This is a genomic window from Enterobacter sp. BNK-16, assembly GCF_048684955.1.
Lineage (GTDB): Bacteria > Pseudomonadota > Gammaproteobacteria > Enterobacterales > Enterobacteriaceae > Enterobacter > Enterobacter bugandensis.
Genome location: NZ_JBLQTQ010000001.1, coordinates 606251 through 626637, shown reverse-complemented (window position 1 = coordinate 626637; position 20387 = coordinate 606251). Strand labels below are relative to the sequence as shown.

Annotated in this window: 22 protein-coding genes; 14 read left to right on the top strand and 8 right to left on the bottom strand. The window is 54.9% G+C overall.

Translation table 11 applies throughout. The features are described from left to right. Window positions 1–38: 38 nt before the first annotated feature. Window positions 39–653: a YagU family protein gene (locus ACMGGH_RS03005; RefSeq protein ID WP_232949050.1), complete on the bottom strand. Its 615-nt coding sequence runs from the start codon at window positions 651–653 to the stop codon at window positions 39–41. A gap of 217 nt (window positions 654–870) precedes the next feature. Further along, window positions 871–1797 (bottom strand): HTH-type transcriptional activator AaeR, encoded by a 927-nt coding sequence (aaeR, locus tag ACMGGH_RS03000; RefSeq protein ID WP_028014600.1) that lies wholly within the window; start codon window positions 1795–1797, stop codon window positions 871–873. A gap of 179 nt (window positions 1798–1976) precedes the next feature. Between aaeR and aaeX the strand changes: the two genes are divergently transcribed. From aaeX to ACMGGH_RS02975, 5 genes are all read left to right on the top strand, one after another. Then, complete coding sequence (gene aaeX / locus ACMGGH_RS02995; protein WP_003860416.1) at window positions 1977–2180, top strand: p-hydroxybenzoic acid efflux pump operon protein AaeX; 204 nt, start codon at window positions 1977–1979, stop codon at window positions 2178–2180. A 7-nt stretch (window positions 2181–2187) separates the two neighbouring features. Then, complete coding sequence (gene aaeA, locus ACMGGH_RS02990) at window positions 2188–3120, top strand: p-hydroxybenzoic acid efflux pump subunit AaeA (RefSeq protein ID WP_028014599.1); 933 nt, start codon at window positions 2188–2190, stop codon at window positions 3118–3120. Between the two features lie 5 nt (window positions 3121–3125). Beyond that, on the top strand, window positions 3126–5093 hold the full coding sequence (gene aaeB / locus ACMGGH_RS02985) for a p-hydroxybenzoic acid efflux pump subunit AaeB (protein ID WP_047364742.1): 1968 nt from the start codon (window positions 3126–3128) through the stop codon (window positions 5091–5093). A gap of 89 nt (window positions 5094–5182) precedes the next feature. Further along, the gene (locus tag ACMGGH_RS02980; RefSeq protein ID WP_028014597.1) at window positions 5183–6637 is read left to right on the top strand and encodes an NAD-dependent succinate-semialdehyde dehydrogenase; all 1455 of its coding nucleotides are present in this window, start codon (window positions 5183–5185) and stop codon (window positions 6635–6637) included. Between the two features lie 45 nt (window positions 6638–6682). Continuing rightward, window positions 6683–6955, top strand: a complete 273-nt coding sequence (locus tag ACMGGH_RS02975; protein WP_028014596.1) for a barstar family protein — start codon at window positions 6683–6685, stop codon at window positions 6953–6955. A 61-nt stretch (window positions 6956–7016) separates the two neighbouring features. Here the strand turns inward: ACMGGH_RS02975 and yhcN (ACMGGH_RS02970) are convergent, their stop codons facing one another. From yhcN (ACMGGH_RS02970) to argR, 3 genes are all read right to left on the bottom strand, one after another. Further along, a complete protein-coding gene (yhcN, locus tag ACMGGH_RS02970) occupies window positions 7017–7283 on the bottom strand; it encodes a peroxide/acid stress response protein YhcN (protein ID WP_028014595.1) in 267 nt (88 codons plus the stop codon). Window positions 7284–7392: 109 nt separating this feature from the next. Next, complete coding sequence (gene yhcN / locus ACMGGH_RS02965) at window positions 7393–7656, bottom strand: peroxide/acid stress response protein YhcN (protein ID WP_014885423.1); 264 nt, start codon at window positions 7654–7656, stop codon at window positions 7393–7395. Window positions 7657–8031: 375 nt separating this feature from the next. Then, window positions 8032–8502, bottom strand: a complete 471-nt coding sequence (argR, locus tag ACMGGH_RS02960; protein ID WP_008502836.1) for a transcriptional regulator ArgR — start codon at window positions 8500–8502, stop codon at window positions 8032–8034. 397 nt (window positions 8503–8899) lie between these two features. Between argR and mdh the strand changes: the two genes are divergently transcribed. After that, the gene (gene mdh / locus ACMGGH_RS02955; RefSeq protein WP_028014594.1) at window positions 8900–9838 is read left to right on the top strand and encodes a malate dehydrogenase; all 939 of its coding nucleotides are present in this window, start codon (window positions 8900–8902) and stop codon (window positions 9836–9838) included. Between the two features lie 88 nt (window positions 9839–9926). Here mdh and degS read toward each other — a convergent pair whose 3' ends face one another. The 3 genes from degS to zapG form a co-directional block, all read right to left on the bottom strand. Then, the gene (degS, locus tag ACMGGH_RS02950) at window positions 9927–10994 is read right to left on the bottom strand and encodes an outer membrane-stress sensor serine endopeptidase DegS (RefSeq protein ID WP_232949051.1); all 1068 of its coding nucleotides are present in this window, start codon (window positions 10992–10994) and stop codon (window positions 9927–9929) included. A gap of 92 nt (window positions 10995–11086) precedes the next feature. Continuing rightward, entirely contained in the window at window positions 11087–12454 is a 1368-nt protein-coding gene (gene degQ / locus ACMGGH_RS02945) for a serine endoprotease DegQ (RefSeq protein WP_041907839.1), read from the bottom strand. A 170-nt stretch (window positions 12455–12624) separates the two neighbouring features. Beyond that, window positions 12625–13023: a Z-ring associated protein ZapG gene (gene zapG, locus ACMGGH_RS02940; RefSeq protein ID WP_010436126.1), complete on the bottom strand. Its 399-nt coding sequence runs from the start codon at window positions 13021–13023 to the stop codon at window positions 12625–12627. A gap of 189 nt (window positions 13024–13212) precedes the next feature. Here zapG and zapE point away from each other — a divergent pair, with 189 nt between their 5' ends. The 8 genes from zapE to ACMGGH_RS02900 all read left to right on the top strand — a co-directional run bounded on the left by zapE (window position 13213) and on the right by ACMGGH_RS02900 (window position 20376). Then, complete coding sequence (gene zapE, locus ACMGGH_RS02935; RefSeq protein WP_041907841.1) at window positions 13213–14337, top strand: cell division protein ZapE; 1125 nt, start codon at window positions 13213–13215, stop codon at window positions 14335–14337. Window positions 14338–14629: 292 nt separating this feature from the next. Continuing rightward, entirely contained in the window at window positions 14630–15058 is a 429-nt protein-coding gene (gene rplM / locus ACMGGH_RS02930) for a 50S ribosomal protein L13 (RefSeq protein ID WP_006178824.1), read from the top strand. A gap of 15 nt (window positions 15059–15073) precedes the next feature. Next, the gene (gene rpsI / locus ACMGGH_RS02925) at window positions 15074–15466 is read left to right on the top strand and encodes a 30S ribosomal protein S9 (RefSeq protein WP_003860436.1); all 393 of its coding nucleotides are present in this window, start codon (window positions 15074–15076) and stop codon (window positions 15464–15466) included. 308 nt (window positions 15467–15774) lie between these two features. Next, window positions 15775–16413, top strand: coding sequence for a stringent starvation protein SspA (gene sspA / locus ACMGGH_RS02920; RefSeq protein WP_028014589.1), 639 nt, complete (start codon window positions 15775–15777; stop codon window positions 16411–16413). Window positions 16414–16418: 5 nt separating this feature from the next. Beyond that, on the top strand, window positions 16419–16919 hold the full coding sequence (sspB, locus tag ACMGGH_RS02915; protein WP_028014588.1) for a ClpXP protease specificity-enhancing factor: 501 nt from the start codon (window positions 16419–16421) through the stop codon (window positions 16917–16919). 102 nt (window positions 16920–17021) lie between these two features. Beyond that, window positions 17022–17804, top strand: a complete 783-nt coding sequence (gene nanR / locus ACMGGH_RS02910) for a transcriptional regulator NanR (protein ID WP_045260455.1) — start codon at window positions 17022–17024, stop codon at window positions 17802–17804. A gap of 122 nt (window positions 17805–17926) precedes the next feature. Then, window positions 17927–18820, top strand: coding sequence for an N-acetylneuraminate lyase (gene nanA, locus ACMGGH_RS02905; RefSeq protein WP_420299065.1), 894 nt, complete (start codon window positions 17927–17929; stop codon window positions 18818–18820). 65 nt (window positions 18821–18885) lie between these two features. Further along, on the top strand, window positions 18886–20376 hold the full coding sequence (locus ACMGGH_RS02900) for an MFS transporter (RefSeq protein ID WP_420299064.1): 1491 nt from the start codon (window positions 18886–18888) through the stop codon (window positions 20374–20376). The last annotated feature ends 11 nt before the right edge of the window (window positions 20377–20387 follow it).

The following is a 20387-nucleotide window of genomic DNA, read 5'->3' as shown; positions in this document are numbered from 1 at the left end:
AACATAAAAAATGGCGCTACAGATGTAGCGCCATTTTTTTAACGTAAGTTACCCAGCGGGATCTCCGGATCCGGCTCGTGAGTAATGCGGTTACGCAAGTCACGTCGAATGATTTCGATCGACCAGAACCAGACCAGATGACCCACGATCTCTGACACGTGTTCATACCAGGGCAGATCAAGCAGCGGTGGCGTCAGCCCCATCAGCGGGAAGGAGAGCATGTGAACAAAAAGCTGTGCCAATGCACCCGCCAGCAAACCCTGCCAGAGTTTAATTTTCGGGAAGACTTCAGCAACGACACAATACCCAACCGCGAAGACGATTGAGAAAATAATATGCGTTACGCCGACCCAGTTAAATATATGTCCGGCAAAGGTATAAACTGCTGCGTTAGGATCAACTACGCCCAGCCAGTCGCGTAAAAAAACATAGGGTGGATTTAAAAAATTGCGGGAGCAATCAATTTGGCCTGCGGCTCTTATTAATTGCTCAGGGCCGCATGCGCCGGTAAATAAATCGGTGGGACTGCGTGGCGGGAGTGGTACCTCGGCTCCCCATTTGACAAACGCGGAGACAATTCCTGCAATTAAGCCAATGAACGCGGCGAGTCCGTAGCGCCTGCGTGACGGCGGTGTTTGTTCAAATAGATTCATTTCGTTTCCTTGTTTAACGTCATCCTGCGGAATACATTTTATTATTCAAATCAGCAACAAAATAATAACAGTCTGAATGCCAGACTGTTTATAAGGTAAAGGGCAGGCGGCGGCAGTGTCAATTCGCTATTCCTGATAGAAACTAAAGAATATCCCTGGATGAAGGCCGGCTTCATCCTGAAATATTAATGGCGCGGATATTTCAGAAATTAATTACTTATTCCTTTCTTCTTCCGCGCATTCCCTGAAACAGCTCTGCTACGTCGACAAAATAGTCGGTCAGATAGTTAATACACACCTGTACTTTGAGGGGCAGCTTGTCCTTCTCGGTATACAGGGCGTAGACCGGGCGTGGATCGGACTGATAGCGCGGGAAGAGGATCTCCAGCACGCCGCTGTTGATCTCATTGATCACCCACATCAGCGGCACGTAGGCGATCCCGGCGCCGGCCACCAGCCAGCGCGAAATGGTCATCGGATCGTTGGTGACGAACCGGCCTTCCGGCAGCAGCCTGGTGGAGATCCCTTCCGGAGCAATCAGCTCAAATTCATTATCGGGGCGGACGCTGTACTCCAGCCAGGAGTGGTTAGCGAGATCGGCAGGTTTCTCGGGCACACCGTACTGCGCCAGATAGCTCTTCGAGGCACAGACCACCATCGGCATGCTTCCGAGGCGACGTGAGAACAGGCTGGAGTCCTGCAACGCACCAACGCGGATCACCACGTCTAATCCATCGGCGATCAGGTCTGGGGCAGGGATGCCCGTCACCAGATTGACGGTAAGCCCAGGGTACTCTTTCAGCATGTCCGCCGTCATGGCAGCGAGAACATTTTGTGCCATAGTTGAAGAACACCCTATACGCAGCGTGCCGATGGGCGTGTTGTTAAAGGCATAGAGTTGTTCGTGAACATCCTGCACTTCATGCAGCATGCGGCGACAGCCCTGATAGTAAATTTTACCGGCTTCCGTCAACCCGATGCTGCGGGTGCTGCGGTTGAGTAGCTTAACCTGAAGCTCATCTTCCAGTTTGGACACCGTCTGGCTGATGGATGAGACGCTCATCTGAAGCTGGCGCGCAGCGGCGGTAAATGAGCCGAGTTCAACCACTTTGGCGAAGACGGACATGCGTTTTAAACGTTCCATTGTTCACTCTGGCTTAAAAGTGATTTAGATCACATATGATAGATAACAGCATAACAGTTACGTTAATATATTATTAATTACATAACGGCTGCGCCATTCTCGCCCTGCGTTTCTAGCTCTCCTGCGATGGCGTGCGCTAAAAAATTCTGAAGCCTGCACTCTCTCTTATCAAGGTCAACATGAGTCTGTTTCCCGTTATCGTGGTGTTCGGTCTGTCGTTCCCACCGATATTTTTCGAGCTTCTTTTATCACTGGCGATCTTCTGGCTGGTGCGCAAGGTGCTGGTCCCGACTGGGATCTACGATTTCGTCTGGCACCCTGCATTGTTCAATACCGCGCTGTATTGCTGCCTGTTTTACCTGATATCGCGCATGTTTGTCTGAGGTTGATGTGAAAACGCTAACAAGAAAAATCTCCCGCACCGCCATTACCATGGCGCTGGTTATCCTCGCGTTCATCGCTATTTTTCGCGCCTGGGTTTATTACACCGAATCACCGTGGACGCGTGACGCGCGCTTTAGCGCCGATGTGGTGGCAATTGCCCCCGACGTGGCCGGCCTTATCACGGCGGTTAACGTTCACGATAACCAGCTGGTGAAGAAAGATCAGGTCCTGTTCACCATCGACCAGCCTCGTTACCAGAAGGCGCTGGAGGAAGCAGAAGCAGACGTGGCCTATTACCAGGCGCTGGCCGCAGAGAAACGCCGTGAGGCAGGCCGTCGTAACCAGCTGGGCGTTCAGGCCATGTCCCGCGAAGAGATTGACCAGTCCAACAACGTGCTGCAAACCGTGCTGCACCAGTTAGCGAAAGCGCAGGCAACGCGCGATCTGGCGAAGCTCGACCTGGAGCGTACCGTGATCCGCGCGCCGGCCGATGGCTGGGTGACCAACCTGAACGTCTATGCCGGGGAGTTTATCACCCGTGGCTCAACCGCCGTGGCGCTGGTTAAACAGAACTCCTTCTACGTGCTCGCCTATATGGAAGAGACCAAGCTGGAGGGCGTTCGTCCGGGTTATCGCGCAGAAGTCACGCCGCTTGGCAGCAACCGCGTCTTTAAAGGTACCGTCGACAGCGTCGCCGCAGGGGTAACCAACTCCAGCAGCTCTAACGATGCCAAAGGGATGGCGACGGTGGATTCTAACCTGGAGTGGGTGCGTCTGGCGCAACGCGTGCCGGTACGTATTCATCTGGATGAGCAGCAGGGCAACCTGTGGCCAGCGGGTACCACGGCGACGGTGGTGATCACCGGAGAAAAAGATCGGGATGCCAGCCAGGACTCCCTCTTCCGTAAAATTGCCCATCGCCTGCGCGAGTTTGGTTAATCGCCATGGGTATCTTTTCCATCGCCAGCCAGCACATTCGCTTCGCCGTGAAGCTGGCGTGCGCCATCGTGCTGGCGCTGTTCGTTGGCTTCCACTTCCAGCTTGAAACCCCTCGCTGGGCGGTGCTGACCGCCGCGATTGTCGCGGCGGGCCCTGCCTTCGCCGCGGGTGGAGAACCCTACTCTGGTGCGATCCGCTATCGCGGGATGCTACGTATCATCGGGACGTTTATCGGCTGTTTCGCGGCGCTGACCATTATTATTCTGATGATCCGCACGCCGCTGCTGATGCTAATGGTGTGCTGCATCTGGGCAGGCTTCTGCACCTGGGTCTCGTCTCTGGTAAAAGTGGAGAACTCCTACGCCTGGGGGCTGGCGGGCTATACCGCGCTGATCATTGTCATCACCATCCAAAGCGAACCGCTGCTCGCGCCGCAGTTTGCCGTGGAGCGCTGCAGCGAGATTGTGATTGGTATTGTCTGCGCGATCGTGGCTGACCTGCTTTTCTCCCCGCGCTCGATCAAGCAAGAGGTGGATCGCGAGCTGGACGCGCTGATCGTTGCCCAGTACCAGCTGATGCAGCTGTGCATTAAACACGGCGACAGCGAAGAGGTGGATAAAGCCTGGAGCGGGCTGGTTCGTCGTACGCAGGCGCTGGAAGGGATGCGCAGCAACCTCAATATGGAGTCGTCTCGCTGGGCGCGGGCGAATCGTCGCCTTAAAGCCCTGAATACCGTCTCCTTAACGCTGATTACCCAGGCGTGCGAAACCTATCTTATCCAGAACACCCGCCCGGAAGCGGTCACCGATACGTTCCGCGAACTGTTTGCCGAGCCGGTAGAGACCGTGCAGGACGTGCATAAGCAACTTAAGCGCATGCGCCGGGTGATTGCCTGGACCGGGGAGCGCGAGACGCCGGTGACGATCTACACCTGGGTTGGAGCCGCAACGCGCTATCTGCTGCTTAAGCGCGGCGTGATCGGTAACACCAAAATCAGCGCGGCGGAAGAAGAGGTGCTCCAGGGCGAAGTGGTGATCAAGGCGGAGTCTGCCGAGCGCCATCACGCGATGGTCAACTTCTGGCGTACCACGCTTGCCTGTATGCTCGGCACGCTGTTCTGGCTGTGGACGGGCTGGACGTCTGGCAGCGGCGCGATGGTGATGATTGCCGTCGTGACCGCACTGGCGATGCGTCTGCCTAACCCGCGCATGGTCGCCATTGATTTCCTCTACGGCACCATCGCCGCGCTGCCGATAGGCGCGCTCTATTTCCTGGTCATCATCCCGTCGACGCAACAGAGCATGCTGCTGCTCTGTATTAGCCTGGCGGTGATGGCGTTCTTTATCGGCATTGAAGTGCAAAAGCGCCGCCTGGGATCGCTGGGGGCGCTGGCGAGTACGATTAACATCATCGTGCTGGATAACCCGATGACCTTCCACTTCAGCCAGTTCCTCGACAGCGCGCTGGGTCAGCTGGTGGGCTGCTTCCTGGCGATGATGGTGATTCTGCTGGTTCGGGATAACTCGCAGGCGCGGACGGGGCGCGTATTGCTGAACCAGTTTGTATCGGCTGCCGTGTCGTCGATGACTACCAATACCGCGCGTCGTAAAGAGAACCACCTGCCCGCGCTCTACCAGCAGCTGTTTTTACTGCTGAACAAGTTCCCGGGCGACATAGCGAAGTTCCGCCTGGCGTTAACCATGATCATCGCGCACCAGCGTCTGCGCAACGCGCCGGTGCCGATTAACGACGATCTCTCGGCCTTCCACCGTCAGCTGCGTCGTACCGCCGACCATGTGCTTTCCGCCAGCAGTGACGACAAACGCCGTCGTTACTTTACCCAACTGCTTGAAGAACTGGATATTTATCAGGAAAAGCTCAAGCACTGGCAAGCGCCTCCACAGGTGACCGAGCCGGTAGGGCGGCTGGTGTTTATGCTGCATCGCTACCAGAATGCCCTCACGGATAACTGACTGAAGTAAAAAAACCGACGCCAAAAGCGCCGGTTTTTTTGTGGCTATACTTATTCCAGCACGTACTTACATTCAGGAAGGGAGGACACATGACGACTCAGGCGCTTCAGGACAACACCCTTTTTCAGACCGGCTATCTGGTCGACGGCATCTGGAAAACGCTGGACACAACGTTTGATGTGCTGAACCCCGCGACCGGTGAGGTCATCGCTAAAGTTGCGAAAGCGGGTAAAGCGCAAACCGAAGAAGCGATCGCAGCGGCCACCAAAGCCTTCCCGGCATGGCGTGCCAAAACCGCGAAAGAGCGTTCGGCGATTCTGTACCGCTGGTACGAACTGATTATTGAAAATAAAAGCTGGCTCGGGCGGTTAATGACCACCGAGCAGGGCAAGCCCCTGAAAGAGGCGGAAGGGGAAGTGGAGTATGCCGCCAGCTTTATCCAGTGGTTTGCCGAAGAGGCCAAGCGCGCGAACGGTGAAATTATTCCGCCAATCAAGCCCGGCTCGCGCATTCTGGCGACCCGTGAACCCATCGGCGTCGTCGCGGCCATCACGCCGTGGAACTTCCCGATGGCGATGCTCACCCGCAAGCTAGGCCCGGCGCTGGCAGCCGGGTGTACCGGTGTCATCAAACCGGCCAATAACACGCCGCTCAGCGCCTTTGCGCTGCTGACGCTGGCAAAACAGGCGGGCGTGCCCGACGGTGTGCTCAACGCGGTGGCCGGAAATACCCATGAAATCAGCGATGCGATCATGGCAAGCCACGACGTGCGTAAAATCTCCTTTACCGGTTCGACCTCCGTCGGCAAAACGCTGGTGCGCAACGCCGCAGAAACCATGAAAAAAGTCTCGATGGAGCTGGGGGGAAATGCTCCGTATATCGTCTTTGAGGATGCCGACATCGAGGCTGCGGTAAAAGGCGCGATCGCCAATAAATTCCGCAATGCCGGGCAGGTCTGCGTCAGCGTGAACCGCTTCTACATTCAGGAAACCGTCTACGACAAGTTTGTGAATAAGCTCGCAGATGCGGTTAATGCCCTTAAGGTGGGGAATGGCCTTGAGGACGGCGTCGTCGTCGGGCCGCTGATTGAATCCGCCGCGGTCGACAAGGTCCGTGAGCATGTTGAAGATGCTGTCACACGAGGGGCGACCGTGCTGGCGGGCGGCAAACCCCATCCGCTGGGCGGTAATTTCTGGATGCCAACCGTGCTGGGCGACTGTCACGAAGGCATGAAGCTGGCAGAAGAAGAGACGTTTGGTCCGGTTGCGGCGTGTTTCCGCTTCACCTCGGAAGATGAAGTCATCCAGCGTGCGAATAACACGCCTTACGGGCTGGCAGCTTACTTCTACACCCAGAACCTTTCCCGGGTTTTCCGCGTTTCACAGGCCATCGAGAGCGGGATGATTGGCATTAACGAGTGCGCCGTTTCCACCGAGCTGGGGCCTTTCGGCGGCGTAAAAGAGTCCGGTCTTGGACGTGAGGGATCCGTGCTGGGGCTGGAAGAGTATCTGGAAGTTAAAACCCTGCATATCGGGGGATTATAATAGACTGGGCGGCATCTGCCGCCCGCCTGGACTGGGTGGCTGGCAATGAAAACCTATACTTTTGATTTTGACGAAATCGACAGTCAGGAAGACTTTTATCGGGAATTTATCCGGGCGTTTGATCTTGAACGGGAAAGCGTGACCAATCTGGATACGCTGTGGGACGTGGTCACCGGCAGCATGCTGCCGCTACCGCTGGAGATTGAGTTTATCCATCTGCCCGATAAGCTGCGCAGACGTTTCGGCGCGCTGATATTACTCTTCGATGAAGCGGAGGAAGAGCTTGAAGGACAGCTTCGCTTTAACGCGCGGCATTAAATGAAAAAAGCCCCTGACCACGAGGCCAGGGGCAAGTCGTATGATGAGATACGACGAGGGTTTATTTATACAGTTCAGCCGTGGCGTGCCAGTGGTCACCTTGATTCAGTTCGGTGACGCGATAGCTGCTGGCGCCTGCTTTTTCAGCTTTGGCGGCAAGTTCCTGACGAATGTCCATCGGGGAGCCGGTGACTGACGTCACGGAGACGCTGCCCATTGGCTGCAGATTTTGTGCCTGATCGGCATTCACTTGCTGTACGGCTGCGCTTGCGCCGAAAGAGAGAGCGGATGCCAGACCCAGGGTTGCGATGATCAATTTGGTTTTCATAGTCTTTACTCCTGAACAGGTTTTTGCTCAACGGCGAGAAGGGTTGAACTGCTATTTTTATGCCTGGTGCCGTTGAGTGGAGAGTTATGTCTTCAGTGATTACTTAAACTTATTTGTACAGCTCGGCGGTGGCGTGCCAGTGGTCACCGGAACGCGCTTCGATAATGCGATAGGATGACGCACCTTTTTCTTCCGCTTTTTTGTTCAGCATCTCATGCATGTCCATTGGAGACGTGCCAACAGCGCCGACAGAAACCGTACCGATTGCCTCACGGGATTGCGCCTGGTCAGCATTAATAGCGTCAGCCGCGAAAGCACCGAAGGACAGGACAGACAGGACGCTCAGCGCCGCTACAGTAGTTTTGATTTTCATGATTCTTACCTCGTCGAATTTTTTAGTGGGGTCTTGTTTCGTGACCCTCATCACAAAATCAAGTATACACTAATAACGTAAAAAATTAATACCAGACTAATGGTTTCCCTTGTTATTACGTGTTAAACACGCTTTTTTTTATAACCTAATTGCATAATGCTGGGTGTTTTATGAGCAATTTTTGCTGGTATTTATAAGAAAATCATAGGGATAATGCTTTTTGATTTTTTGTGCGATTTACGGGATTGCTATTCACTGGATGAATGTTAATGAGTGGTAAAAAGCACTAATCGTCAAAGCAAGGGCAGTGAAATAAAGGGGGAAATGATGCGAGAGCAGAATGATCCCCGCAGCGGCGCTACGGGGGAGGGCGCATTACAGTTCCTGTTCGAACAGAACCAGAATCGCTTCGTGGAGATCCTTCACGGAGAAACCGCTAGCCGGGGTGGTAAAGATGGTGTCATCACCGGCAATGGTGCCGAGAATACCCTCTGTTTTACCTAACGAGTCCAGCATGCGGGCAATCAGCTGCGCGGCACCCGGGCTTGTGTGGATGACCACAACGGCGTCGTTATAGTCGATATCAAGAACCAAATTCTTGAGCGGGCTGGAGGTGGTCGGCACGCCAAGTTCAGCCGGCAGGCAATAGACCATCTCCATCTTGGCGTTGCGGGTACGCACCGCGCCAAACTTGGTTAACATGCGGGAGACTTTCGACTGGTTGATGTTATCGAAGCCTTGTTCCTGCAGCGCCTGAACAATTTCTCCCTGAGAACTGAATTTCTCTTCTTTAAGTAGCGCCTTAAACGCTTTTACCAATTCTTCTTGCTTAGACGAGCTTCGCATAAGTCACCCGGAATATGACGAAAGAAACAACATTATTATGCATGTGGATGAATTTTTATGCAAATTATCTGCTCAACGGCAGGCTGAAATAATGTTATGAAAGGGAGTGATTTTATCAGATTTCGTTATCAGAAAACATGCCTGGGTCACGCCGCGCAAATAAGCTTAAAAGTAAATTAAATGTTATCAAAATGATGTTGTTTTGGTGGCGTGGCAGGGTGTATTGTAACCACCTCTTAATTCGTTGCCATCTGTCGTCAGATAGCTTTCTGGTGAGAGATAAAGTCGTGTGACCTCAAATTCTTTAGCTTCGAAAATTGTAATTAAAGACATGCTGATTTAAGGTCGCGGCAACGGATTTACAGATACTTAAGTTAACCATAATAAGGAGTTTAGGATGAAAGTCGCAGTCCTCGGCGCTGCTGGTGGTATCGGCCAGGCGCTTGCCCTACTACTGAAAACCCAACTGCCTTCAGGCTCAGAACTCTCCCTGTACGATATTGCTCCGGTAACCCCAGGCGTGGCGGTTGACCTGAGCCACATCCCGACCGCTGTAAAAATCAAAGGCTTCTCCGGTGAAGATGCGCGTCCTGCGCTGCAGGGTGCTGACGTGGTCCTGATTTCTGCAGGCGTGGCGCGTAAGCCAGGCATGGATCGTTCAGACCTGTTCAACGTCAACGCGGGCATCGTGAAAAACCTGGTGCAGCAGATCGCTGAAGTGTGCCCGAAAGCATGCATCGGTATCATCACTAACCCGGTGAACACCACCGTTGCTATCGCAGCCGAAGTGCTGAAGAAAGCGGGTGTGTACGACAAAAACAAACTGTTCGGCGTGACCACGCTGGATATCATCCGTTCCAACACCTTCGTTGCTGAGCTGAAAGGCAAACAGCCAACAGAAGTGGAAGTGCCGGTTATCGGCGGCCACTCTGGCGTGACTATTCTGCCTCTGCTGTCCCAGATCCCGGGCGTGAGCTTCACCGAGCAGGAAGTGGCTGACCTGACCAAACGAATCCAGAACGCGGGCACCGAAGTGGTGGAAGCGAAGGCGGGTGGCGGTTCTGCAACCCTGTCTATGGGCCAGGCGGCTGCACGTTTCGGTCTGTCACTGGTTCGCGCCCTGCAGGGCGAGAAAGGCGTTGTTGAATGTGCTTACGTTGAAGGCGACGGCGAACATGCCCGCTTCTTCTCTCAGCCGCTGCTGCTGGGCAAAAACGGTATTGAAGAGCGTAAGCCTATCGGTACGCTGAGCGCGTTTGAGCAAAACGCGATGGAAGGCATGCTGGACACGCTGAAGAAAGATATCACTCTGGGTGAAGAGTTCGTTAACAAGTAAAACGAAGTGTCTCCCGTAGGCCGGGTAAGCGTTAGCGCTACCCGGCAAAAAAACCGAAGCCAGTAAGCGCTTCGGTTTTTTTATGGGGCTAATTTGTTGCCGGATATTCCTGAATCGTCACGTGCAGCGTCATTTTCTTATCGTTGCGCATGATTTCCACAGGGATGATCGAGCCAGGGCGAATTTCGGCCACCTGGTCCATCGTCTCCAGGGCAGAGACTGCCGGCGAGCCGTTGACCGACACGATGACATCATTAACCTGAATGCCCGCGTTAGCCGCCGGGCCACCCGGTGCCACCTCGTTGACGACGATGCCCTGAATCTGATCGATACCGCCGCCCTGAGTATGCATTGGCGCAATTTCGCGCCCGCCGATACCGATATAGCCGCGGATCACGCGTCCGTCGCGGATCAGCTTATCCATAATCTTGGTCGCCAGCTGGAACGGAATAGCAAAGCCGATCCCTTCCGGCGTCTCGCCGTCGTTGCTTTTATCGAACGAGAGGGTGTTGATGCCCATCAATTCGCCCAGCGAGTTGACCAGCGCGCCGCCGGAGTTGCCGTGGTTGATTGACGCATCCGTTTGCAGGAAGTTCTGCCGTCCTGACGGGTTGAGGCCGATTCGACCGGTCGCGCTGATAATTCCCTGCGTGATGGTCTGGCCCAGGTTGTACGGGTTACCGATCGCCAGCACCACATCGCCGATGTGCGGCGTACGTTTACGGTTGATCGGAATGACCGGCAATCCGCCCGTGGCGTTAATCTTCAGCACGGCCAGATCGGTCAGGCTGTCTGAACCCACAAGCAACGCCTCAAACACGCGGCCATCCTGCAGGGCGACGATGATCTGGTCGGCATCGTTGATCACGTGTTTGTTCGTAATAATGTAGCCGCGCTCGTCCATAATCACCCCGGAGCCAAGGGTGCGGATCTCAAGCTGGTTATGTGCTGAGCTGTTGAGGCCGCGGTTATAAACGTTAACCACGGCAGGGGCGGCACGGCGAACGGCCTGGTTATAGGTCGCCGGCGTTTCATCCGTGCTGTCGAACTGGGGGGCAGACAGCTTATTAAACTGACGCAAAGACGGCATCGCCAGCAGCAGCAGGCCAGCGACAATCAAACCGATGACAATGGAACGTAAGAGCTTTAAAAGCATGATGCGCGTGTCGTGAAAAAAGGAACGATTTGCAGCATAACATGAGTTATCCGGACATCACACGCAGCGGTGATGTCCGGGATCGCAAATGCTTAGCGCAACAGAATGTAGATAGACTCATTGCCACGCATGACCTGCAGGGCAATGACCGCCGGTTTGCTCTCCAGCACCTTGCGCAGTTCGGCAATGGACTGCACGCGATTGCGGTTCACGCCAATGATGACATCTTCCTGATGCAATCCGGCCTGCGCGGCAGGGCTGCTCTTCTCGACGGTGTCCAGGCGAATGCCTTTCGTACCGTCTTTCAGCTGCCCATCGCTTAGCGTTGCCCCTTGCAGCGCCGGGGCGATAAGCTCCGCGCTGGCAGAGGACGAGGTGCTTTTATCCAGCGTCACTTCGACATTCAGCGGCTTACCGTCACGGATCAGGCCCAGCTTCACTTTGGCCCCCGGTTCGGTAGTGGCGATACGCGAACGCAGTTCAGCAAAGCTGCTCAGCGGCTTGTCGTTAAGGCTGACGATCACATCACCCGATTTGATGCCTGCCTTTGCCGAGCCGGAGTTTGGCAGCACTTCACTGACAAACGCACCGCGCTGCACGTTGATATTGAACGCTTTCGCGATATCCGCGCTCATCTCCATGCCTTTAATACCCAGCAGTCCACGTTTGACTTCGCCGAACTGGATTAGCTGCTGCGCCAGCGTTTTAGCCATATTGCTCGGGATCGCAAAGCCAATCCCAATGCTGCCGCCGCCCGGAGCCAGAATTGCCGTGTTAATGCCAATCAGCTCGCCGTTAAGGTTGAGTAATGCCCCGCCGGAGTTGCCCCGGTTGATTGAGGCATCGGTCTGGATGAAGTTTTCCAGACCTTCCAGATTCAGGCCACTGCGTCCCAGCGCCGAGACTATGCCGGAGGTGGCGGTTTGACCTAAACCAAAGGGGTTGCCCACGGCGACGGCAAAATCACCGACGCGCAGCTTGTCGGAATCCGCAATGGCAATCTGGGTCAGGTTGCTCGGGTTCTGCACCTGCAATAGCGCGATGTCGCTCTGATCATCGCCGCCAATCAGTTTGGCATCAAATTCACGACCATCGTTCAGCTGGACGCTGATTTTATCGGCCTGGCTGATGACATGATTGTTGGTCAGAATATAGCCTTTAGCCGCATCAATGATGACGCCAGAGCCCAGGCCTTCAAAAGGCTGAGCCTGCTGGTTGGGGGACTCATCGCCAAAATATTTTTTCAGTTCTTCCGGTACGCGCTGGCTTTGAACCGCCGTGCCTTCTACCTGAACGCTCACGACCGCGGGCAACACTTTTTCCAGCATTGGCGCGAGGCTGGGAGTGGCTGCCTGTCCCGGCACCTGCGAAGGCAGCGCCGCACCGGCAGGGAAGGACGCCGAGAGAGATAACCCGACACTTAACGCTATAGCGCTCAACAGCTGGTTTTTTTTCTTCATTGATGCTGACTCTCGTATCCTGGAATGAAAGAAGAACGGCCCAAAATCATGATGATGTTATTGAATTTTATACCGCTGAACAATGAGGTGTTTGACTAAATAATAGCTGGGGACGGGAAGAAAGGACGGGCGCAAGAGATGCGCCCGTAAAATATATTTATGTTGTGCGATTAATCGCGTTTTGCGCCACCGCGCAGCAGGCCGGACGCGCCGTCAGAGTAGTCGCGTGGCATCTGAACCGGAGCCTGATCGTTACCCGCTTCTGAGTCGGCCAGACGGTTGCGGAACGGGTTAGTCTCCGCGGTCATTTCCGGCAGCAGGCTGCTGGAGCTTTTCGCCATATGCTGATACAGCTGACGGTAGTCGGTCGCCATGTTGTCCAGCAGCTCGGCGCTACGGGCAAAGTGGCTGACCAGCTCTTCGCGATACTCTTCCAGCTCTGCTTTATTCTTTTCCAGTTCGTACTGCAGTGACTGCTGCTGACGCAATTTGCGGTTACCGAAACGCATGGCCACAGCACCGATCACGATGCCGACGACTAAACCGATTAGCGCATATTCCCAGGTCATGAACTTCTCCCGTTGTCTTGTTGTTCCGTAGGGTGTTGGCTCGGCTCCTGCCTGTGCCTGATAATGCCACTATAACCGCTATTTCCGCAGAAGTGGAATCCTGACGTATCATCGCGTAGTGTAGAACGGCCTTTTTTTCATCAGTCACGCCTGCTGATGAGCATTAATTGAAGGAATAACAATAAGATTATGCAAATCCTGTCCCCTGCATCGCGATATCAACTGGCCCTGAATGAGGGTACTCATCAGCCTGATGACGTTCAACGTGAGGCGGTAAACCGTCTGGAGATGATTTATCAGGCGCTCACGGCAAAACCTGCTGAAGTAGAACAGAGTGGTGGGCTCAAAGCGGCGTTTGGCCGACTGCTCGGCAAAAAAGCGCCGCAGGCTCAGGCTCCGGTGCGCGGTTTATATATGTGGGGCGGCGTCGGTCGCGGAAAAACCTGGCTGATGGATCTGTTTTATCTCAGCCTGCCGGGGGAGCGTAAACAGCGCCTCCACTTCCATCGCTTTATGCTGCGGGTGCATGAAGAGCTGACAGCGCTGCAGGGCAAAAGCGATCCGCTGGAGATTGTGGCTGACAGGTTCAAGGCGGAAACGGACGTGCTCTGCTTCGATGAGTTTTTTGTTTCTGACATTACCGACGCCATGCTGTTAGGCGGGCTGATGAAAGCGCTGTTTGCCCGCGGGATCACGCTCGTTGCCACGTCGAATATCCCGCCGGATGAACTCTATCGCAACGGCCTGCAGCGGGCGCGTTTCCTGCCGGCCATTGATGCTATCAAACAGCATTGCGACATCATGAATGTCGATGCCGGTGTCGATTATCGTCTGCGCACGTTAACGCAGGCGCACCTGTGGCTTTCGCCGTTAAACGCCGATACCGCTCGCGAGATGGATAAACTCTGGCTGGCGCTGGCGGGCGCAAAACGCGAAAACGCACCGACGCTAGAGATTAACCATCGCCCGTTACCTACCCTTGGCGTAGAAAACCAGACGCTGGCGGTCTCTTTTGCGACGCTATGCGTGGATGCCCGCAGCCAGCATGACTATATTGCGCTTTCGCGCCTGTTCCACACCGTGATGATGCTGGATGTGCCGGTGATGACGCGGCTGATGGAGAGCGAAGCGCGGCGCTTCATTGCGCTGGTGGACGAGTTTTACGAGCGCCACGTCAAGCTTGTCGTCAGCGCCGAGGTGCCTTTATATGAGATCTACCAGGGCGAGCGGCTGAAGTTTGAGTTCCAGCGCTGCCTCTCGCGCCTGCAAGAGATGCAGAGCGAAGAGTATCTCAAGCGTGAGCATATGCCCTAATCAATGCTCCTCTCTCCCACGGGGAGAGGGGCTGGGAGTGAGGGCACCAGACCGCACAAACGCGCCCCCCGAAAAACCCATTCCAAATCACATTTAAGGGTCGATCTTTGACCTCAACTTCTCTATAATCTTGCGACCCCACGTTACGAGAAGGTTTTTTTCCCGAAACTTTCTATGTGTCGGCATGTGCTATTCGAAGGGGTAGGTTTGCCGGACTTTGTCGTGTGAACCTCAACTGACTAAACGTTTGGGTGTTCACCAACGTGTAACTTATTATTTGGGTAAGCTTTTAATGAAAACTTTTACAGCTAAACCAGAAACCGTACAGCGCGACTGGTATGTTGTTGACGCGACCGGTAAAACTCTGGGCCGTCTGGCTACTGAACTGGCTCGTCGCCTGCGCGGTAAGCATAAAGCGGAATACACTCCGCACGTTGATACCGGTGATTACATCATCGTTCTGAACGCTGACAAAGTTGCTGTTACCGGCAACAAGCGTACTGACAAAGTGTACTACCACCACACCGGCCACATCGGTGGTATCAAAGAAGCGACCTTTGAAGAGATGATTGCCCGCCGTCCTGAGCGTGTGATTGAAATCGCGGTTAAAGGCATGCTGCCAAAAGGCCCGCTGGGTCGTGCTATGTTCCGTAAACTGAAAGTTTACGCAGGCAACGAGCACAACCACGCGGCACAGCAACCGCAAGTTCTTGACATCTAATCGGGATTATAGGCAATGGCTGAAAATCAATACTACGGCACTGGTCGCCGCAAAAGTTCCGCAGCTCGCGTTTTCATCAAACCGGGCAGTGGTAAAATCGTAATCAACCAGCGTTCTCTGGAACAGTACTTCGGTCGCGAAACTGCCCGCATGGTAGTTCGCCAGCCGCTGGAACTGGTTGATATGGTAGAAAAACTGGATCTGTACATCACCGTTAAAGGTGGTGGTATCTCCGGTCAGGCAGGTGCGATCCGTCACGGTATCACCCGCGCTCTGATGGAGTACGACGAATCCCTGCGTTCTGAACTGCGTAAAGCTGGCTTCGTTACTCGTGACGCGCGTCAGGTTGAACGTAAGAAAGTGGGTCTGCGTAAAGCACGTCGTCGTCCACAGTTCTCCAAACGTTAATCCATTCTGCTTACGCAGAACGATTGGCGAAAAACCCGCTTCGGCGGGTTTTTTTTATGGATAATGCGCAGGTTATCCACAGTAACATTTCATATATCTTCTCTTTTTCCACATTTCCGGCATCCCCTCACCACAAAGCCATCAAAATCTGGTAAACTATCATCCAATTTTCTGCCCAAATATCGGTGAATACTCGATTTTTGTTCGATTCTTGAACAATGTGTCTTCTCTGGGATGGGCGATACTTCATCTGGCTGGCCCCGTTGGGCCGGTAGCAGTAAAAATTCTGAATATACCTGGAGGTTTTCATGGCTGTCGCTGCCAACAAACGTTCGGTAATGACGCTGTTTTCTGGTCCTACTGACATTTATAGCCATCAGGTTCGTATCGTGCTGGCCGAGAAGGGTGTCAGTTTTGAGATCGAGCATGTGGAAAAGGATAACCCGCCTCAGGATCTGATCGATCTCAACCCGAGCCAAAGCGTACCGACGCTGGTGGATCGCGAGCTGACCCTGTGGGAATCCCGTATCATTATGGAATATCTGGATGAGCGTTTCCCGCATCCGCCGCTGATGCCTGTTTACCCTGTTGCGCGTGGTGAAAGCCGCCTGTACATGCAGCGTATCGAAAAAGACTGGTACTCGCTGATGAACGTCATTACCAGCGGCTCCGCTTCTGAAGCCGACGCTGCGCGTAAGCAACTGCGTGAAGAGCTGCTGGCAATTGCCCCTGTGTTTGGTCAGAAACCGTTCTTCCTGAGCGACGAGTTCAGCCTGGTGGATTGCTATCTGGCCCCGCTGCTGTGGCGTCTGCCAATTCTGGGCGTTGAGTTCAGCGGCCCTGGCGCAAAAGAGCTGAAAGGCTATATGACTCGCGTATTTGAGCGCGACTCTTTCCTGGCATCTTTAACTGAACCGGAACGTGAAATGCGTCTCGGCCGAGGCTAATGACTGTGGAAATGTCACAACTTACCCCACGCCGTCCGTATCTGCTGCGCGCCTTCTATGAATGGCTGCTGGATAACCAGCTCACGCCGCACCTGGTTGTGGATGTGACGTTGCCGGGCGTGCAGGTTCCAATGGAATACGCACGCGACGGACAGATTGTACTGAATATTGCGCCACGTGCAGTGGGTAACCTGGAGCTGGCAAACGACGAAGTGCGCTTTAATGCGCGTTTCGGCGGCGTGCCGCGTCAGGTTTCCGTTCCGCTGGCTGCGGTTCTGGCTATCTACGCCCGTGAAAACGGTGCAGGCACCATGTTCGAGCCGGAAGCGGCGTATGATGAAGAGGTTGCCAGCCTGAATGACGATGAGGCATCCGATGAACGCGAAAGCGACCCGGTAATGTCTGTGATTGATGGTGACAAGCCCGATCGTCAGGACGACGACGAGGGTCCCGATGATGAACCGCCACCGCGCGGTGGTCGTCCCGCACTGCGCGTTGTGAAATAAACAAACAGGCCCGACGGGCCTGTTTTGCTTTCTGCCCATTTTCGCCCCCTCTAATTTCCTGTGTTATGATGCAGCGTTTTCCTTCAATGGCACCGGACTGCAATGAAACCGACCGATCGTAACGCTGAAAACTCAGATGAAACCCTTGGCCGCAGCCTGCGTCGCCGACCGCTGACGCGCAAAAAGCTGTCGGATATGGTGGAAGAAGAGCTGGAGCAGATGATCCGCCGGAAGGAATTTGCCCAGGGAGAGCAACTGCCCTCCGAGCGCGAGCTGATGGCATTCTTCAACGTGGGCCGCCCCTCGGTGCGCGAAGCGCTGGCGGCGCTGAAGCGTAAAGGTCTGGTACAGATTAACAACGGTGAACGCGCCCGCGTCACCCTGCCGTCTGCCGATACCATCATCAGCGAGCTGTCGGGGATGGCGAAAGATTTTCTGACCCAGCCCGGTGGTATTGCCCATTTTGAGCAGCTCCGTCTGTTCTTTGAATCCAGCCTCGTGCGTTATGCCGCAGAGTACGCCACGGACGATCAGATTGCGCGGCTGACGAAAGCGCTGGAGATCAACAGCCAGTCCCTGGATGACAACGCGCTGTTCATTCGATCCGACGTCGATTTTCACCGCGTGCTGGCGGAGATCCCCGGCAACCCAATCTTCAACGCGATCCACGTTGCGCTGCTCGACTGGCTAATCGCGGCGCGTCCTAAAGTGCCGGATGCAGAGCTTTATCAACATAACGCAGCCAGCTATCGCCAGCATATCGCGATCGTTGACGCGATCCGCCGCCGCGATCCCGATGAAGCCGATCGGGCGTTGCAAACTCACCTCAACAGCGTTTCCGCTACCTGGCACGCCTTCGGCCAGCATTCAAAAGCTAAAAAGTAACGATCCTTTAGTGAAGCAGATCGCAATATAAGCGTTCTGTATTCTACTGCTGCTCAATTGATCTGGTATAACAGGTATAAAGGTATATCGTTATAACAAATACACGAATGATTGAGGTATCTATGGCAACGCAACTTCGCGGCGTAATGGCCGCACTTCTGACTCCGTTTACCCAACAGCAGGCGCTGGATAAGGAGAGCCTGCGCCGTCTGGTGCAATTCAATATTGCGCAGGGCATCGACGGGCTTTATGTCGGCGGTTCAACGGGGGAAGCCTTTGTCCAAAGCCTTTCTGAACGCGAGCAGGTGATGGAGATCGTGGCGGAGGAGGCGAAAGGAAAAATCACGCTTATTGCCCACGTTGGCTGCGTGAGCACTGCGGAAAGCCAGCAGCTGGCCACCGCCGCTGCCCGCCTGGGCTTTGACGCCGTGTCCGCCGTCACGCCGTTTTATTACCCCTTTAGCTTTGAAGAACATTGCGATCACTACCGTGCAATTATTGATTCGGCGGATGGTCTGCCGATGGTGGTCTACAACATCCCGGCGTTAAGCGGCGTGAAGCTAAGCCTGGATCAGATCAACACTCTGGTGACGCTGCCCGGCGTCGGCGCGTTAAAACAAACCTCCGGCGATCTCTTCCAGATGGAGCAGATCCGCCGTGAGCATCCGGATCTGGTGCTCTACAACGGCTATGACGAAATCTTTGCCTCCGGCCTGCTGGCCGGCGCGGACGGGGGGATCGGCAGCACCTACAACATTATGGGCTGGCGCTACCGGGCTATCGCCAACGCGGTTCGTGAGGGGGATAACGCCACCGCACAGCGCCTGCAAAGCGAATGCAACAAGGTCATCGACCTGCTGATCAAAACCGGGGTCTTCCGTGGTCTGAAAACGGTTCTGCACTACATGGACGTGGTGTCCGTGCCGCTGTGCCGTAAACCGTTTGCCCCTGTAGACGAGAAATTCGTGCCGGCGCTGAAGGCGCTTGCGGAGCAGTTAATGGCGGAAAAATGCTAACGCACTGCCGGATAAGGCGCAGCCGCCATCCGGTAAAACGACAGAGAAATCGTCGGGAGAGTGAAATGAGTAAGTCTACCCAAAGCATCCCGTGGTACCGTCATCTAAGCCGCCCTCAGTGGCGCGCCTTCTCTGCCGCCTGGCTGGGATATCTGCTTGATGGCTTCGATTTTGTCCTGATTGCCTTAGTCCTGACAGAAATTAAAAGTGAATTTGGCCTCACGACCGTGGAAGCGGCGAGCCTCATTTCGGCGGCCTTTATTTCGCGCTGGTTCGGCGGCCTGCTGCTGGGCGCCATGGGCGACCGCTATGGCCGCAAGCTGGCAATGATAACCAGCATCGTACTCTTCTCCTGCGGTACGCTGGCCTGCGGTTTTGCGCCGGGTTACGTCACCCTGTTTATCGCCCGCATGGTGATTGGTATGGGGATGGCGGGGGAATACGGCTCCAGCGCAACCTACGTCATCGAAAGCTGGCCGAAACACCTGCGCAATAAGGCGAGTGGTTTTCTGATTTCTGGCTTCTCCATCGGTGCCGTGGTTGCGGCCCAGGTCTACAGCCTTGTCGTGCCCGTCTGGGGCTGGCGAGCGCTGTTCTTTATCGGCATCCTGCCCATCGTCTTTGCCTTGTGGCTGCGGAAAAATATTCCGGAGGCTGAAGACTGGAAAGCGAAGCACGAAGGTCAGGCGCCGGTACGTACAATGGTTGATATTCTTTATCGCGGCAAATACCGCTTGATCAATATGGCGATGACGCTGTTTGCCGGCACGGCGCTGTGGTTCTGCTTTGCCGGCGAACTCAACAACGCCGGGCTGGTGGTTATTCTCGGCCTGCTGTGCGCCATTGTGTTTATCAGCTTTATGGTGCAAAGCAGCGGTAAACGCTGGCCTACGGGCGTCACGCTGATGGTTGTCGTGCTCTTCGCTTTCCTCTACTCCTGGCCGATTCAGGCGCTATTACCCACGTATCTGAAAACCGATCTGGCCTATGATCCGTCAACGGTGGCGAAGGTGCTGTTCTTTAGCGGCTTCGGCGCGGCTGTAGGCTGCTGCGTGGGTGGTTTTCTCGGCGACTGGTTGGGCACTCGGAAGGCCTACGTCTGTAGCCTGCTGGCCTCACAGCTGCTGATCGTTCCCGTCTTTGCGATCGGTGGCGCAAATGTCTGGGTGCTGGGCCTGCTGCTCTTTTTCCAGCAGATGCTAGGGCAGGGGATCTCGGGGATCTTACCGAAACTCATCGGCGGTTATTTCGACACCGACCAGCGTGCGGCGGGTCTGGGCTTTACCTATAACGTCGGGGCGCTGGGCGGGGCGATCGCCCCGGTGATTGGCGCGCTGCTGTCGCAGAATATGGCGCTGGGCACAGCCCTGGGATCGCTCTCCTTCGGCCTGACCTTTGTGGTGATCCTGCTGATTGGACTGGATATGCCGTCCCGCGTTCAGCACTGGCTGCGGCCGGAGGCGATTCGAACCCACGACGCCATCGACGGTAAACCTCTCAGCGGAGCCGTCCCGTTTGGCGGCGATAAAAGCGCTTTAGCCAAAAGCAAAAGTTAATCCGCTGGAAA

Excerpts from the sequence above, each read along its gene's own strand:
- rpsI (WP_003860436.1), top strand. The coding sequence starts at position 15,074 with ATGGCTGAAAATCAATACTACGGCACTGGTCGCCGCAAAAGTTCCGCA.
- nanR (WP_045260455.1), top strand. The coding sequence starts at position 17,022 with ATGAAACCGACCGATCGTAACGCTGAAAACTCAGATGAAACCCTTGGC.
- aaeX (WP_003860416.1), top strand. The coding sequence starts at position 1,977 with ATGAGTCTGTTTCCCGTTATCGTGGTGTTCGGTCTGTCGTTCCCACCG.
- nanA (WP_420299065.1), top strand. The coding sequence starts at position 17,927 with ATGGCAACGCAACTTCGCGGCGTAATGGCCGCACTTCTGACTCCGTTT.
- zapE (WP_041907841.1), top strand. The coding sequence starts at position 13,213 with ATGCAAATCCTGTCCCCTGCATCGCGATATCAACTGGCCCTGAATGAG.
- mdh (WP_028014594.1), top strand. The coding sequence starts at position 8,900 with ATGAAAGTCGCAGTCCTCGGCGCTGCTGGTGGTATCGGCCAGGCGCTT.
- ACMGGH_RS02980 (WP_028014597.1), top strand. The coding sequence starts at position 5,183 with ATGACGACTCAGGCGCTTCAGGACAACACCCTTTTTCAGACCGGCTAT.
- zapG (WP_010436126.1), bottom strand. The coding sequence starts at position 13,023 with ATGACCTGGGAATATGCGCTAATCGGTTTAGTCGTCGGCATCGTGATC.
- rplM (WP_006178824.1), top strand. The coding sequence starts at position 14,630 with ATGAAAACTTTTACAGCTAAACCAGAAACCGTACAGCGCGACTGGTAT.
- ACMGGH_RS03005 (WP_232949050.1), bottom strand. The coding sequence starts at position 653 with ATGAATCTATTTGAACAAACACCGCCGTCACGCAGGCGCTACGGACTC.
- argR (WP_008502836.1), bottom strand. The coding sequence starts at position 8,502 with ATGCGAAGCTCGTCTAAGCAAGAAGAATTGGTAAAAGCGTTTAAGGCG.
- aaeR (WP_028014600.1), bottom strand. The coding sequence starts at position 1,797 with ATGGAACGTTTAAAACGCATGTCCGTCTTCGCCAAAGTGGTTGAACTC.
- degS (WP_232949051.1), bottom strand. The coding sequence starts at position 10,994 with ATGCTTTTAAAGCTCTTACGTTCCATTGTCATCGGTTTGATTGTCGCT.
- ACMGGH_RS02975 (WP_028014596.1), top strand. The coding sequence starts at position 6,683 with ATGAAAACCTATACTTTTGATTTTGACGAAATCGACAGTCAGGAAGAC.
- degQ (WP_041907839.1), bottom strand. The coding sequence starts at position 12,454 with ATGAAGAAAAAAAACCAGCTGTTGAGCGCTATAGCGTTAAGTGTCGGG.
- sspA (WP_028014589.1), top strand. The coding sequence starts at position 15,775 with ATGGCTGTCGCTGCCAACAAACGTTCGGTAATGACGCTGTTTTCTGGT.
- yhcN (WP_028014595.1), bottom strand. The coding sequence starts at position 7,283 with ATGAAAACCAAATTGATCATCGCAACCCTGGGTCTGGCATCCGCTCTC.
- ACMGGH_RS02900 (WP_420299064.1), top strand. The coding sequence starts at position 18,886 with ATGAGTAAGTCTACCCAAAGCATCCCGTGGTACCGTCATCTAAGCCGC.
- aaeB (WP_047364742.1), top strand. The coding sequence starts at position 3,126 with ATGGGTATCTTTTCCATCGCCAGCCAGCACATTCGCTTCGCCGTGAAG.
- yhcN (WP_014885423.1), bottom strand. The coding sequence starts at position 7,656 with ATGAAAATCAAAACTACTGTAGCGGCGCTGAGCGTCCTGTCTGTCCTG.